Source organism: Phytohabitans sp. LZ39 (genome assembly GCF_059359075.1).
This window is the reverse complement of record NZ_JCADBM010000017.1, coordinates 99,202-112,754: the sequence shown is the minus strand read 5'-3', so window position 1 is coordinate 112,754 and position 13,553 is coordinate 99,202. Positions and strand designations below refer to the sequence as shown.

Here is a 13,553-nt window from a genome sequence, read left to right as displayed (position 1 = left end):
TCGTTGCGCCCGCCGCGGCCCCGCGTCTCCCAGGTGACGGGACGATCGGCTCAGGATTTGGACGGCGCGGTGATCGTTAGCCCGAAACCCGTGTGACACGCGGGCACGGACGCGGGTTTTGGGCTAACGATCACCGAAGCGTGGTGGGCACCGGGCTTGCGAAGCCTTGCCCCCAAGATCTCGAAGCCCGGCCCCCGGGCTGGTGACGCTGCGTCAGGATGCTGGCGGTGGTGGGGGCTTGTCCCGCGGAGCTGGCAGTGGACGGCCGGGGGTTTCGGCTCGCCCCGCGAGCCGCCGGCCGGGAGCGGTGCCCGCGGGAGCATGCGGTCCGCAGCTGACGCGGACCTGGGAAAATCTGCCTCGAAGCACCGCCACGACGGACAGCGCCGCCGACCCCGAAGCTCTAGTTGGCGCTGATCGGGACGGCCAGCTCGGCCAAGGGGACGGGCACGGCCCGCACGCGGCCGAGCAGGGCGGCCTCCCTGTTGAGGAGGCGCAGCTCGGAGCGGAGGCGGGCGGCCGTGTCGTCGGCCGCCAGCAGGCGCTGGCGGTCTTCGACGGTGAGCGCGGCCGTGGCGGCGACGAGGTGGGACAGGACGGTGGGGTCTTCGGGCAGCTGCTCGCTGACCTCGGCCAGGTCGACAGTGTCGTCGGTGTCGCCGTCGGCGCGCATCAGGCGCAGGTAGCGCCGGAACACCGACAGCACCCGCGGGGCCAGCAGGTCGGCGAGGTCTTCCTGCCCGCCCGGCTCGGGAAGCCACTCGACCTCGCCGGTCAGGTAGGGCTGGGAGTCGCTGTCGACGTCGGTGAGGCGGAAGCGGCGGCGGCCGACGGTGACGATGTCGAACCGCCCGTCGGGCAGCTCGGTCACCTGGCGCAGCTCCGCCGTGCACCCCACCTCGTGCAGGCTCACGTCGGCGGCCGGCGCGCTCGCGCCGGGGGCGGTGGAGAGCGGGGCCTCCCACCCGCGGCGGATCGCCACCACGCCGAACTCGCGGGGCGTGCCGTCGGGCAGCGCGACAAGGTGGCGCACCAGCTCGCGGTAGCGCTCCTCGAAGATGTGCAGGGGAAGGACGAGACCGGGGAAGAGCACAGTGCCCAACGGAAAGACCGGCAGCCGCGGACTCATCCAGAAAGCCTAACGGAGGAATCTCAAGGCCTGGACCGGCCGGACGGGCGCGCCGGGGTGCCACAAACCGCCGCATAGACTCGGTACGTGCTCAACCGGATCGACCTGCGCGGCGGTGCCACCGACCCGCGCGGCCTGCTGCCCCGTGCCCAGCTCGACGTCTCCGCCGCGGTGGAGACGATCCGCCCGGTCGTGGAGGCGGTGCGCGAGCATGGGTTCGCCGCGGTCCGGGAGGCGACCGAGCGCTTCGACGGGGTGCGGCTGGAGCGGCTTCGGGTGCCGGCCGAGGCGATCGAGGCCGCGGCAGCCCATCTCGACCCCGAGGTGCGGGCCGCGCTGACCGAGGCGATCACCCGGGCCCGCAAGGTGCACACCGACCAGCGGCGCGCCGACGTGACCACGCAGGTGGTGCCGGGCGGCACGGTCACCGAGCGGTGGGTGCCGGTGAGCCGCGTGGGGCTGTATGTGCCGGGTGGCCTCGCGATGTACCCGTCGACCGTGGTCATGAACGTCGTGCCCGCCCAGGTCGCCGGCGTCGAGGGCCTGGTGATCACCAGCCCGCCCCAGGTCGACAACGGCGGGCTGCCCGACGCGCGGGTGCTCGCCGCGTGCGCGCTGCTCGGCGTCGACGAGGTCTACTCGGTCGGCGGCGCCCAGGCCATCGCCATGCTGGCGTATGGCGTGGAGGGCCACTGCGAGCCGGTCGACATGATCACCGGGCCGGGCAATATCTGGGTCACCGCGGCCAAGCGGCTGCTCCGCGGGGTGGTGGGCATCGACGCCGAGGCCGGCCCGACCGAGATCGCGATCCTCGCCGACGACACCGCCGACCCGGTGCACGTGGCCGCCGACCTGATCAGCCAGGCCGAGCACGACCCGCTCGCCGCGAGCGTGCTCGTCACGCCCTCCGCGGCGCTGGTCGAGGCGGTCGAGGTCGAGCTGACTCGCCAGGTGGCCGCCACCAAGCACGCCGGCCGCATCACCGAGGCGCTGACCGGTCCGCAGTCGGGCGCCGTGCTCGTCGACGACCTGGAGCAGGGCCTGCGCGTGGTGGACGCCTACGCGGCCGAGCACCTGGAGGTCCAGACCGTCGACGCGCGGGCCTGGGCGCTCCGCGTCCGCAACGCCGGCGCGGTCTTCGTCGGCGCGTGGTCACCGGTGTCGCTCGGCGACTACCTCGCCGGGTCCAACCACGTGCTCCCCACCGGCGGCTGCGCACGCCACTCCTCGGGGCTGTCGGTGCAGTCGTTCCTACGCGGCATCCACGTGATCGAGTACGGCGAGGCGGCCCTGCGCGACGTGGCCGGCAAGGTGGTCACGCTCGCCAACGTCGAAGACCTGCCGGCGCACGGCCAAGCGGTGGAGGCGCGGTTCAGGTGAGTCTCCCCATCCGCGACGACCTGCGCGGGCTCACGCCTTATGGCGCGCCTCAGCTCGACGTGCCGGTCCGGCTCAACACCAACGAAAACTCGTACCCCGTGCCCGACGCGGTGGTCGAGGCGATCGGCAAGGCGCTCCAGGCCGAGCTGCGCGACCTCAACCGCTACCCCGACCGCGACGCGGTCGCGCTGCGGGCCGACCTCGCCGCCTACCTGGGGCACGGGCTCACCGGCGAGCGGGTCTGGGCCGCCAACGGGTCCAACGAGATCCAGCAGCAGCTGCTCCAGGTCTTCGCCGGCCCGGGGCGCACCGCGCTCGGCTTCACCCCGGCCTACTCGATGCATCCGCTCCTCGCCAAGGGCACCGGCACGGCCTGGGTCGACGGCTACCGGGCCGAAGACTTCGGGCTCAGCGCGGCCCACGCGGTCGAGCAGGTCGAGCGCCACCGCCCCGACATCGTGTTCCTCTGCTCGCCCAACAACCCTACCGGCACCGCCCTCGACCCGGCCGTGGTCACCGCTGTGCTCGACGCGGCGCGCGGGATGGTGGTGGTCGACGAGGCGTACGCGGAGTTCGCCCGGCCCGGCACCCCGAGCGCGCTGAGCGTGCTGCCCGGCCACCCGCGGCTCGTGGTGACCCGCACGATGAGCAAGGCGTTCGGGTTCGCCGGCGGGCGGCTGGGCTACCTCGCGGCCGACCCCGAGGTGGTCGACGCGGTGCAGCTCGTGCGCCTGCCGTACCATCTCTCCTCGCTCACCCAGGCCGCCGCCCGCGCGGCGCTCGCCCACCGCGGCGCGCTGCTGGCCACCGTCGAGGCGATCAAAGAGCAGCGCGACCGCATCGTCACCACGCTCCGGTCGCGCGGCTTCCGGGTCGCCGACAGCGACGCCAATTTCGTCTTGTACTCCACCGGTGGCGACCAGAAAAAGGCATGGCGTGAGCTGCTCGACCGTGGTGTGCTCGTGCGCGATGTCGGCCTGCCCGGCTGGCTGCGCGTGACCGCTGGGACGCCCGCGGAGACGGACGCCTTCCTTTCGTCAGTGGAGGTCCTTCCTTGAGTCGCACCGCCCGCATCGAGCGGATCACCAAAGAGACCAAGGTGCTCGTCGAGATCGACCTCGACGGCAGCGGCAAGGGCGAGATCAGCACCGGGGTCGGCTTCTACGACCACATGCTCAACCAGATCGCGCGGCACGGCGGCTTCGACCTGACCGTCAACACCGTCGGCGACCTGGAGATCGACGCGCATCACACGATGGAGGACACCGCGCTCGCGCTGGGCGCGGCGTTCGCGGAGGCGCTCGGCGACAAGGCGGGCATCCGGCGGTACGGCTCGGCCGTCGTCCCCATGGACGAGGTGCTCGTGCAGGCCGCGGTCGACCTGTCCGGCCGGCCGTACGTGGTGCACGACGAGCCCGCCCTCGCCCCGTACATCGGGCCGGTCTACCCGACGAGCATGACCCGCCACGTGTGGGAGTCGTTCGGCCAGGCGGCGAAGGTGACGCTGCACGTGACCGTGCTGCGGGCCGCCCGCCCCGGCGGCCACCCCGACGCGCACCACGTGGTCGAGGGCCAGTTCAAGGCGGTGGCGAGGGCCCTGCGCGAGGCGACCTCGATCGACCCGCGTGCGGCGGGTGCGGTGCCGAGCACCAAGGGGACGCTGTGAGCTCCGTCGCCCCGGTCGCCCTGTTCGCACTCGCCGGCGTGCTGGCCGGTGGCGCATGGTCTTTGCACAAGCAGGGTGCCGCGCGGGCCGCGGTCGGCGTCGTCGCGGTGCTCGCCGCGCTCGCGGCCGGCGGTGGCCTGTTGTGGCTGATGCCGGGGGAGGGCTGACATGGCGCCCAGCGTGGTGGTCCTCGACTACGGCTCGGGCAACCTGCGCTCCGCCGAGCGGGCCCTGGCGCGGGCTGGCGGCGACGTGACGGTCACGCCCGACCTCGACGCGGCCGCCGCCGCGGACGGCCTCGTCGTGCCGGGTGTCGGTGCGTTCGCGGCGTGCATGGCCGGCGTCGACAAGCTGGGCGCCGGGCCGGTCATCGCCGAGCGGGTCGCCGCCGGGCGTCCGGTGCTCGGCATCTGCGTCGGCGCCCAGATCCTCTTCGAGTACGGCGACGAGCACGGCACCGTCACCCAAGGCATCGGCCTGATCCCCGGCGGCGTGACCCGGCTGCCCGCCGAGCGCGTGCCGCACATGGGGTGGAACACTGTCGAGCCGGCCGCCGGCTCGGTGCTCTTCGCCGGGATGGCGCCGGGCACGCGGTTCTACTTCGTCCACTCGTACGCGGCTTTCGGCTCGGGTCCGGGCGTGACCACGTGCACGCACGACGTGCCGTTCGTGGCGGCGGTCGAGCGGGGCTCGCTGTCGGCGACCCAGTTCCACCCGGAAAAGTCCGGCGACGCCGGTGCGGCGCTGCTGCGCAACTGGGTCGGGACGCTCGCCGGTGTCGCGTCCGGGGTGTCGGGTGGTGTCGCGTCGGCGCCGGGGGCGCCCGGGGTGTCGGGTGGTGTCGCGTCGGCGCCCGGGGTGCCCGGGGTGTCTGGCGGTGTCTAAGGAGCGGGCCAGACGCCGGGCCGAGCGGGAGGCGCTCGCGGCCCGGGAAAAGGCGAAGGCCGCTCGCCGGCGCCAGCGCCGTGACGCGCTGCGCCGCCTCAAGCCCACCCTGCCGCGCCGCCGCCGCACCGGCACCCTGCTCGCCCGCCGCAGCCGGGCGCAGCGGGCCGGCATCGTGGCGGTCTCCGCGGTGCTGATCGCCGCCACCTGGTTCCTCGTCGATCCGCTCGGCCTGCGCCTGGTGCTGATCGTCCTGCTTATGCTCGTCCTCCCGGCCGTCGTGGTGATCGCGCTCGGCCGCCGTACCTGATCGTTTTTGGAGCCTCCGTGAGCCTTGTCCTCCTCCCCGCCGTCGACGTCGCGGGCGGCCAGGCCGTCCGTCTCGTGCAGGGCGCCGCCGGCAGCGAGACCGTCTACGGCGACCCGCTCGACGCCGCCCTCGCCTGGCAGCGCGACGGCGCCTCGTGGGTCCACCTCGTCGACCTGGACGCCGCGTTCGGCCGGGGCTCCAACGCGGAGCAGCTGGCGGAGGTCGTGGGCCGGCTCGACGTCGACGTGGAGCTGTCCGGTGGCATCCGCGACGACGAGTCGCTGCGCCGCGCGCTCGACACCGGCGCTGCCCGGGTCAACATCGGCACCGCCGCGCTGGAAAACCCTGAGTGGTGCGACCGGGTCGTGTCCGAGTACGGCGAGCGGGTCGCCATAGGGCTCGACGTCCGCGGCCACACCCTCTCGGCGCGCGGGTGGACCAAGGACGGCGGCGACCTCTTCGAGGTGCTGGAACGGCTGGAGAAGGCCGGCTGCCAGCGGTACGTGCTCACCGACGTGCACCGCGACGGCACGCTCACCGGCCCCAACCTCGACCTGCTCCGCGAGGTCTGCGCCCGCACCGACCGCCCGGTCATCGCCAGCGGTGGTGTGTCCACACTGGACGACCTGCGCGCGCTCGCCGGCCTGGAGTCCGAAGGCGTCGAGGGTGTCATCGTCGGCAAGGCGCTGTACGCGGGGGCGTTCACGGTGCCGGAGGCGCTGGCGGCACTGGCATGAGCGTGGCCGTGCGGGTGATTCCCTGCCTCGACGTGGACGCCGGCCGGGTGGTCAAGGGCGTCAACTTCGTCGACCTGCGCGACGCGGGCGACCCGGTCGAGCTGGCCGCCGCCTACGACGCGGCCGGCGCCGACGAGCTGACGTTCCTCGACGTGACCGCCTCGTCCGACGACCGCGGCACGATGCTCGACGTGGTGCGGCGCACCGCCGAGTCCGTCTTCATCCCGCTCACCGTCGGCGGGGGAGTCCGCTCGGTGGACAATGTGGACACTCTGCTCCGCGCCGGCGCCGACAAGGTGGGCGTCAACACCGCGGCGATCGCCCGCCCTTCACTCATAGCGGAGATCGCCGACCGGTTCGGCAACCAGGTGCTGGTGCTCTCGCTCGACGTGCGCGCCACACCCGACACGCCGAGCGGCTACGAGGTCACCACCCACGGCGGCCGGCGCGGCACCGGCATCGACGCGGTCGACTGGGCGCGGCGCGGCGCCGAGCTCGGCGCCGGCGAGATCCTGCTCAACTCGATGGACGCCGACGGCACCAAGGCCGGCTTCGACCTGCCGCTCATCCGCGCGGTCCGCGAGGTCGTCGAGATCCCGGTCATCGCCAGCGGCGGCGCCGGCGAGCGCGCCCACTTCCCGCCCGCGGTCGAGGCCGGCGCCGACGCGGTACTGGCGGCCAGCGTGTTCCACTTCGGCGAGCTGACGATCGGCGAGGTGAAGGAGACCCTGCGCGAGGCCGGCAACCCCGTGCGCTGACCCGCGGCTCAGCGCCATGACCCGGCCCGGCGTGGCCCGGCCCGGCGTGGCCCGGCCCGGCGTGGCCCGGCCCGGCGTGGCCCGGCCCGGCCGTTGACCCGTGGCCCAGCGGCCGGCCCGGCGCGGCCCGAGCCGGCCCGAGCCGGCGTGGCCCGAGCGGACCCGGGCCGGGCCCGGTCCGAGCCGGCCCGGCAGCGGTGAAGCCGGATTGAAGCACGGCCGTGGTACTGATCCGTTCATGCAGATCGCGATCGTGCTCTACCCGGGCCTGACGGCACTGGACGCCATCGGGCCCTACGAGGTGCTGCGGCTGCTGCCCGACGCCGAGGTACGGTTCGTCGCGGCGGAGCCCGGGCCGGTCGTCGCCGACAGCGGTGTGCTCTTCCTCGGCGCCACCCACGGCTACGCCGAGACGCCCCGACCGGACGTCGTGCTCGTCCCCGGGTCCGGCCCGCGAACCGCGACGACGATGGCCGACACCGCGCTGGGCGACTGGCTGCGGCAGGTACACGAGACCACACAGTGGACGACGTCGGTCTGCACCGGCGCGCTGATCCTCGCCGCCGCCGGCATCCTCGACGGGCAGCCAGCCACGACCCACTGGAACGTCGTCCGCGCCTTGGCGGCCATGGGCGCCGAGCCGCGTCCGGGGGAGCGGATCGTGCGGGCCGGCAAGGTGGTCACCGCCGCGGGCGTCTCCGCCGGCATCGACCTCGGCCTGTGGCTCGCCGGGGAGATCGCCGGCCGGGAGCACGCGGAGACGATCCAGCTGTACATCGAGTACGACCCGGATCCGCCCTTCGACGCCGGCCACCCGAGCAAGGCGAGCGCGGCCGTCCTAGGCAACGCCAAGGCGCTCGGCAGGAGGGTCGCGGTCAATCCGTCCGAGGCCCGCGCGGTGGCCACGGTCGCCTGGCGGCGGGTACTCACCAAGTTTCGCGAACGGCGGGGTGTGTCATGACGGGATTTCCCACCGACCCGGCGGGGCTGCCGGAGGCGACCGGGCCGGCGTTGCTGGAGCTGGCTCACGGCGACACCTTCGACCTGCGGATCGGTCCGGTGGCCAAGCGGCTCGGCGACGCCACCGTGCGCATGCTCGGCTACAACGGCTCGATCCCCGGCCCGACCCTCAAGGTGCCGCAGGGCGCCGAGATCCAGGTCGACGTCACCAACCGCGGCGACCTGGACACCACCGTCCACTGGCACGGCCTGCGCCTGGACAACAGGTACGACGGCGTGCCGCACGAGACACAGGCGCCCATCCCGGTGGGCGGCGGCTTCAGCTACCGGATCCAGTTTCCCGACCCCGGCCTGTACTGGTACCACCCGCACATCCGCGAGGACTACACCCAGGAGCTGGGCCTGTACGGCAACATCCTGGTGGTGCCCGCCGAGCCCGATTACTGGCCGCCGGTCGACCGGGAGTTCGTCCTCACGCTCGACGACCTGCTCGTCGAGGACGGCGCGATCGCCCCGTTCAGCACCACCGAGATCACGCACGTGGCCATGGGGCGCTACGGCACCGTGCTCCTGGTGGCGGGACAGACCGACCTCCAGCTGACCGCCGGCGCCGGCGACGTGGTGCGGCTGTGGCTCACGAACACGGCCAACACCCGGGTGTTCAACGTCCGCCTGCCGGGGGCCTGGATGAAGCTTGTCGGCGGCGACAGCGGCCGGATGGAACGCGCCGAGCTGGTCGACGAGGTGCTGCTGGCGCCGTCCGAGCGGGCGGTCGTCGACGTCCTCCTGGACCGGCCGGGCGAGCTGGCGTTGGAGCACCACACGCCGGGCCGGGTGCACCGCCTCGCCGCCGTGAAGGTGGGTGAGCGGCCGGCGGCGCCGTCGGTCGCCGCGCGTTTCGCGGTGCCGCGCGAAGCCCCGGAGCTGCGCGCCGAGCGGCAGCGGCTCGCCCGGTGGATCGCCGCCCCGCCGGACAAGACCCTGGCGCTCGTCGCCGAGATGGACGGCCAGGGCCATCACCATCATCACCATCACCACGGTCACGGCGACGGCGGCGGCATCGAGTGGGAAGACGAGATGGTGGACGTCAACCGGCAGACCACCACGGCCAACATGCGGTGGCGGATCGTCGACCGCGGCACCGGCGCTGCCAACGCCGAGATCGACTGGCGTTTCACCGTGGGTGAGCGAGTCAAGATCCGACTGGTGAACGAGATGGACTCCGACCATCCCATGCACCACCCGTTCCACATCCACGGCGCCGGCCGTTTCCTGGTGCTCACGCGCGACGGGGAGGTCGAGCCCAACCTCGTCTGGAAGGACACCGTGCTGATACGCACCGGGGAGGTCGTCGACATCCTCCTCGACGTGACCAACCCCGGGCTCTGGATGGCCCACTGCCACATCGCCGAACACATGCAGGGCGGCATGATGTTCAGCTTCGAGGTCACCCGCGACGCCGTAGCCGGCTGACCGCCGCCGCGGCTGACCGGTCCCAGCCGCGAAGCCGCGGCTGGCTGACCGGCGAGTGCCGCCAAAAGCCGCGGCTGACTGAGTGGTCGGTCAGGGGGCGAAGGCCGCGCGCACCGCCGCCGCGTAGTCGGGCTCGGTCAGGGTCCAGGTGGCGCTTGGGCCGGGTGGGCGGCTCCGGGTCAGGATGCCGTGCATGGTGTCGACGGTGCTGGAGAGGCCCGACCGCGGACGCGTGCGCCAGAGTGTCTCGCCGGTGGCCGTCAGGCGGAAGAAGCCATCCTGGACGGTGACCAGGTCGGCGCCGCACAAGCGCTGGATCGCGCTCTCCACCTCGTCGCGGGCGGGGATTGCATCCTGCAAATGCTCAGCGGTGGCGAGCAGCCCGGCCAGCGGGACGCCTTCGGGCCGGCGCGTGTTGGGTGACCTCAGGTGCCGGCCGGAGCCGCCGCCGATGACCACCGAGACGAAGATCCAAGCGTCGCTCCTATCCCAACCCGCCTCCGCCATGGCGACATCTTGCCTTGGTGGGCCCGCCTCCCGGAAGTCCATGTGATTTGCTGATCAGTATGCTGCTTCCTCGATCCGCGGACGCCACCCTCCACGATGGACAGTTCTTGCTGGCCGAGGGGGCCGGCCTCGGCGGGCCACCGGCGATCACCGCTCTGGTGCGTGAGCTGCTGCCCCTTCCGCTGAGCGACGGATCAGACCTGACTTTCCGGGTCGTAGCGGACGGGAGCCTGGGCGCCGAGGGATACCACCTGTCGGTCACCCCGGACGGGGTAACCGCGACCGCCGCGACCGAAGACGGGCTGCGCTGGGCGGTCCAGTCGCTCCTCCAGCTCGTGCCGGCCGGAGAGCCGCGCCGGCTGCCGTGCGTCGAGGTCACCGACCGCCCCGCGTACCCGTGGCGCGGCTCGCTGCTCGACGTCGCCCGCTGGTGCCACCCGATGCCGTTCCTGCGGCGGTACGTCGACCTGCTCGCCATGCACAAGCTCAACACCCTCCACCTGCACCTGACCGACGACCAGGGGTGGCGCTTCGAGGTGCGCAAGTACCCCCGGCTCACCGAGGTGGGCGGCTTCCGCCGCGAGTCACCGGCCGGGCACGCGCGGGAGGGGCGCTCCGACGGTGTACCCCACGGGGGTTTCTACACGCAGCGGGAGCTGAGCGACCTCGTCGCGTACGCCGCGCGGCGCGGGGTGCGGATCATGCCGGAGATCGACCTGCCCGGCCACACCCAGTCGGCGATCGCCGCCTACCCCGAGCTGGGCAACCTGCCCGGCCGCCAGCTCGAGACGCGTACCACATGGGGCATCTCGTCCCACATCCTCAACCTCTCCGACGCCACGCGCAGCTTCGTGCTCGACGTGCTCGACGAGGTGGTCGAGGTGTTCCCGTTCGAGTACGTGCACGTCGGCGGCGACGAGGTGCCCACCGAGGAGTGGCGGGCCAGCCCCGACGCGCTCGCCCGCGCGGCCGAGCTGGGCCTGGGCGACGTGGCCGACCTTCAGGGGTGGTTCACCGGGCTGCTCGCGGAGCACCTGGCCGCGCGCGGCCGCAAGGTGGGCGTGTGGGACGAGCTCGTCGACCGGCAGGCACCGCCCGGCGCCACGGTCTTCGCGTGGCAGGGCGAGCGCCGGGTGGGCGTGGCGCTGGCCGCCGGCCACCCGACCGTCGCGGCGCCGCAGAGCCATACGTACCTCGACTGGGCCGAGACGGTGGACGACCCGGACGAGCCGCTCGCGATCAACGGCCCGCTCCCGCTGGAGAAGGTGTACGGCTACCGGCCCGACGACGGCGTGATCGGCGTGCAGGGGCAGGTGTGGAGCGAGTACCTGCCGACGACCGACCTGGTGGAGTGGCGGGCGTTTCCGCGGCTGGCGGCGATCGCCGAGCTGGGGTGGAGCGGGCCGGGCGGCGACTTCGGCGAGTTTCGGCAGCGGCTAGCGGGCCACCTCGGCCGGCTCGACCGCATGGGGGTCCGCTACCGGCCGCTCTGACACCGTGAAGAGCGGGATGAACACGTGCGCGAGCGGCCCGATCGCCACCGCGTAGAGCACCGTCCCCACGCCCACGGTCCCGCCCAACAGCCAGCCCACCGCGAGCACCGTCACCTCGATCACCGTGCGCACCACGCGGATCGAGCGGCCCGGCTTCAGCGCCACGAAGCCGGTCATCAGCCCGTCCCGCGGCCCCGGGCCGAGGCGCGCGCCGATGTAGAGGCCGGTCGCGACGCCGTTGAGCACGATGCCGCCCACGAGAAACGCGATGCGTAGGGCGAGCGGCTCGGCGGTGGGCAGCACGGCCAGCAGCGCGTCCACGGCGAGGCCGATCACGACGACATTGGCCACCGTGCCGATGCCGGGGCGCTGGCGCAGCGGGATCCAGAGCAGCAGCACGGCCGCGCCGACCAGGATCACGATCCAGCCGAACCGCAGGCCGGTGACCTCGGAAAGCCCCTGGTGGAACACGTCCCACGGGTCGAGGCCGAGCCGCGACTCGATCATCAGGGCCATGCTGGCGCCGTAGAGCACCAGCCCGGCGAAGAGCTGTGTCAGCCGGCGAGTGGCCCGCTCGATCGTGAACATGGTGTCCACTCTCCGGCCAGATTGGTATCCTCACCAATGGCCAATCTTGGGAGGGTGGCATGACCAGCACCGTCAGAGGGAGCCAGCTCGCGCGCCTGCTCGGCCATTGGCACGCGCTGCCGGGCCGCCGGCGCAACCCCGACTACGCCGCGCTCGCGGGCGCAATCCGGGGCCTGCTCGCCGACGGGCGCCTGCCGCTGGGTGTGCGACTCGCGGCCGAGCGCGAGCTCGCCGACGCACTCAAGGTGAGCCGCACCACGGTGACCGCGGCCTACCGGGAGCTGCGCGAGTCGGGCCACCTCACCAGCCGGCGTGGGGCCGGCAGCTGGACCACGCTCCCCGGCGGGCACAAGGTGGCCAGCTCGGGCCTGTGGACCCCGCAGGACGACCTCGACATGATCGACCTCGGGTGCGCCGCGCTCGCCGCCCCGCCCGAGCTGATGCCGGCCGCCGCGGCCGCCGCGCAGGGCCTCCACCGCTACCTGTCCGGTGCCGGCTACCACCCCACCGGCATCATCGAGCTGCGCGAGGCGGTGGCCCGGGGGTACACCGAGCGGGGCCTCCCCACCAGCCCCGACCAGATCATGGTCACCAGCGGCACCCAGCACGCCCTCGACCTGGTGCTGCGGCTGATGGCGCCGCCCGGCGCGCCGGTGCTCCTGGAGTCGCCCACCTATCCCAACGCGCTTGCCGCACTGTCCGCGCGGCGCGCGCGGATCGCCACCCACGGCCTCGACACCGGCGAGGGGTGGGACGCCGACCTGCTGCTCGACGGCCTGCGGCAGACCCGGCCACGGCTGGCTTACCTGATCCCCGAGTTCCAGAACCCCACCGGCCACCTCATGCCAGCCGGGCTGCGCGAGCGCGTCGTGGCGGCCGCACACGCCGCCGGCACCGACCTGGTGATCGACGAGTCCTTTGTAGACCTCCCACTCGACGGCACCGAAATGCCGCCGCCGGTCGCCTGCTACGACCGCCATTCGCGGGTGGTCTCGATCGGCGGGATGAGCAAGCCCTACTGGGGCGGCCTCCGCATCGGCTGGGTGCGCGCCTCGGCCCCACTGGTGCAGCGGCTGGCCGCGCTGCGGGTCGGCGTCGACATGGCCAGCCCGGTGCTCGACCAGCTCGTGGCCGTGCAGCTGCTGGAGCTCGCCGACGTCATCGTGCCGCAGCGCCGTCGCCAGCTCGCCGAGCAGCGCGACGCGCTCGTCGCGGCCCTCCGGCGCGAGCTGCCCGAGTGGGGCATCCGCGTGCCGAGCGGCGGCGTGACACTCTGGGCCGAGCTCGACGGCCCGGTCTCGAGCGCCCTCTCCCGCGCGGCCGAGGAGGTCGGCGTGCGGCTGGCGCCCGGCCCGCGCTTCGGGGTCGACGGCACGCTGGAGCGGTTCGTCCGCCTCCCGTTCACGCTGCCCGCCTCCGACCTCGAAGACGCGGTCAAGCGCCTGGCCGCCGTCCGCTACGACCTCGACCGCACCCGCCGTCCACAGTGGCGCGAGCCGGCGATCCTCACCTGACAGATTTGAGGTCCAGGCCGCTGCTCTCGCGGCCTCACCGAGGCCTTGCCCGGTCAGCGTCGCCGCTCGTCGTGGCGCTGCTTGGAGGCAGATTCTTTCCCAGATCCGCGTCAGCTGCGGACCGTATGCGCGGGGTCCCCGGGGAAACGTGGA

14 protein-coding genes and 1 pseudogene are annotated in these 13,553 nt (G+C 73.4%); 12 read left to right on the top strand and 3 right to left on the bottom strand.

Going from position 1 to position 13,553, the window contains the following annotated elements; all coding sequences use genetic code 11:
- Positions 1 to 403: 403 nt before the first annotated feature.
- Positions 404 to 1,129 carry an LON peptidase substrate-binding domain-containing protein gene (locus tag AC5L36_RS29380; protein WP_441215070.1) on the bottom strand — a complete coding sequence of 242 codons (726 nt, stop codon included), beginning with the start codon at positions 1,127 to 1,129 and terminating at the stop codon, positions 404 to 406.
- An 87-nt stretch (positions 1,130 to 1,216) separates the two neighbouring features.
- Between AC5L36_RS29380 and hisD the strand changes: the two genes are divergently transcribed.
- The 10 genes and pseudogenes from hisD to AC5L36_RS29330 all read left to right on the top strand — a co-directional run bounded on the left by hisD (position 1,217) and on the right by AC5L36_RS29330 (position 9,298).
- The gene (gene hisD, locus AC5L36_RS29375; RefSeq protein WP_441215071.1) at positions 1,217 to 2,509 is read left to right on the top strand and encodes a histidinol dehydrogenase; all 1,293 of its coding nucleotides are present in this window, start codon (positions 1,217 to 1,219) and stop codon (positions 2,507 to 2,509) included.
- The gene (locus AC5L36_RS29370; RefSeq protein ID WP_441215072.1) at positions 2,506 to 3,567 is read left to right on the top strand and encodes a histidinol-phosphate transaminase; all 1,062 of its coding nucleotides are present in this window, start codon (positions 2,506 to 2,508) and stop codon (positions 3,565 to 3,567) included. The genes hisD and AC5L36_RS29370 overlap by 4 nt, the downstream gene beginning before the upstream one ends.
- On the top strand, positions 3,564 to 4,175 hold the full coding sequence (hisB, locus tag AC5L36_RS29365; protein ID WP_441215073.1) for an imidazoleglycerol-phosphate dehydratase HisB: 612 nt from the start codon (positions 3,564 to 3,566) through the stop codon (positions 4,173 to 4,175). Before AC5L36_RS29370 ends, hisB begins: the two co-directional genes overlap by 4 nt.
- Entirely contained in the window at positions 4,172 to 4,342 is a 171-nt protein-coding gene (locus AC5L36_RS29360) for a CG2302 family histidine operon protein (protein ID WP_441215075.1), read from the top strand. Before hisB ends, AC5L36_RS29360 begins: the two co-directional genes overlap by 4 nt.
- Before the next feature lies 1 nt (position 4,343).
- Positions 4,344 to 4,973: pseudogene (gene hisH / locus AC5L36_RS29355) on the top strand (imidazole glycerol phosphate synthase subunit HisH); the annotation flags it as partial.
- A gap of 79 nt (positions 4,974 to 5,052) precedes the next feature.
- Positions 5,053 to 5,370: a hypothetical protein gene (locus AC5L36_RS29350; protein ID WP_441215076.1), complete on the top strand. Its 318-nt coding sequence runs from the start codon at positions 5,053 to 5,055 to the stop codon at positions 5,368 to 5,370.
- A 17-nt stretch (positions 5,371 to 5,387) separates the two neighbouring features.
- Positions 5,388 to 6,107 (top strand): bifunctional 1-(5-phosphoribosyl)-5-((5-phosphoribosylamino)methylideneamino)imidazole-4-carboxamide isomerase/phosphoribosylanthranilate isomerase PriA, encoded by a 720-nt coding sequence (gene priA, locus AC5L36_RS29345; RefSeq protein ID WP_441215078.1) that lies wholly within the window; start codon positions 5,388 to 5,390, stop codon positions 6,105 to 6,107.
- Positions 6,104 to 6,865: an imidazole glycerol phosphate synthase subunit HisF gene (gene hisF, locus AC5L36_RS29340; RefSeq protein ID WP_441215079.1), complete on the top strand. Its 762-nt coding sequence runs from the start codon at positions 6,104 to 6,106 to the stop codon at positions 6,863 to 6,865. The genes priA and hisF overlap by 4 nt, the downstream gene beginning before the upstream one ends.
- A 238-nt stretch (positions 6,866 to 7,103) precedes the next feature.
- Positions 7,104 to 7,826: a DJ-1/PfpI family protein gene (locus AC5L36_RS29335; RefSeq protein WP_441215080.1), complete on the top strand. Its 723-nt coding sequence runs from the start codon at positions 7,104 to 7,106 to the stop codon at positions 7,824 to 7,826.
- Entirely contained in the window at positions 7,823 to 9,298 is a 1,476-nt protein-coding gene (locus tag AC5L36_RS29330; protein ID WP_441215081.1) for a multicopper oxidase family protein, read from the top strand. The genes AC5L36_RS29335 and AC5L36_RS29330 overlap by 4 nt, the downstream gene beginning before the upstream one ends.
- A gap of 90 nt (positions 9,299 to 9,388) precedes the next feature.
- Here AC5L36_RS29330 and AC5L36_RS29325 read toward each other — a convergent pair whose 3' ends face one another.
- Positions 9,389 to 9,805 carry a hypothetical protein gene (locus AC5L36_RS29325; RefSeq protein ID WP_441215082.1) on the bottom strand — a complete coding sequence of 139 codons (417 nt, stop codon included), beginning with the start codon at positions 9,803 to 9,805 and terminating at the stop codon, positions 9,389 to 9,391.
- Positions 9,806 to 9,864: 59 nt separating this feature from the next.
- Between AC5L36_RS29325 and AC5L36_RS29320 the strand changes: the two genes are divergently transcribed.
- Positions 9,865 to 11,298, top strand: coding sequence for a beta-N-acetylhexosaminidase (locus AC5L36_RS29320; RefSeq protein WP_441215083.1), 1,434 nt, complete (start codon positions 9,865 to 9,867; stop codon positions 11,296 to 11,298).
- On the opposite strand, the gene yczE is transcribed toward AC5L36_RS29320, so the two are convergent.
- Positions 11,242 to 11,886 carry a membrane protein YczE gene (yczE, locus tag AC5L36_RS29315; protein ID WP_441215085.1) on the bottom strand — a complete coding sequence of 215 codons (645 nt, stop codon included), beginning with the start codon at positions 11,884 to 11,886 and terminating at the stop codon, positions 11,242 to 11,244. The genes AC5L36_RS29320 and yczE overlap by 57 nt on opposite strands.
- A 59-nt stretch (positions 11,887 to 11,945) precedes the next feature.
- Here yczE and yczR point away from each other — a divergent pair, with 59 nt between their 5' ends.
- Positions 11,946 to 13,400, top strand: coding sequence for a MocR-like transcription factor YczR (yczR, locus tag AC5L36_RS29310; RefSeq protein WP_441215086.1), 1,455 nt, complete (start codon positions 11,946 to 11,948; stop codon positions 13,398 to 13,400).
- Positions 13,401 to 13,553: the final 153 nt, after the last annotated feature.

Coding starts and splice junctions, on each gene's coding strand:
- AC5L36_RS29380 (WP_441215070.1), bottom strand. CDS start 1,129: ATGAGTCCGCGGCTGCCGGTCTTTCCGTTGGGCACTGTGCTCTTCCCC.
- hisF (WP_441215079.1), top strand. CDS start 6,104: ATGAGCGTGGCCGTGCGGGTGATTCCCTGCCTCGACGTGGACGCCGGC.
- AC5L36_RS29335 (WP_441215080.1), top strand. CDS start 7,104: ATGCAGATCGCGATCGTGCTCTACCCGGGCCTGACGGCACTGGACGCC.
- AC5L36_RS29330 (WP_441215081.1), top strand. CDS start 7,823: ATGACGGGATTTCCCACCGACCCGGCGGGGCTGCCGGAGGCGACCGGG.
- AC5L36_RS29325 (WP_441215082.1), bottom strand. CDS start 9,805: ATGGCGGAGGCGGGTTGGGATAGGAGCGACGCTTGGATCTTCGTCTCG.
- AC5L36_RS29320 (WP_441215083.1), top strand. CDS start 9,865: ATGCTGCTTCCTCGATCCGCGGACGCCACCCTCCACGATGGACAGTTC.
- yczE (WP_441215085.1), bottom strand. CDS start 11,886: ATGTTCACGATCGAGCGGGCCACTCGCCGGCTGACACAGCTCTTCGCC.
- yczR (WP_441215086.1), top strand. CDS start 11,946: ATGACCAGCACCGTCAGAGGGAGCCAGCTCGCGCGCCTGCTCGGCCAT.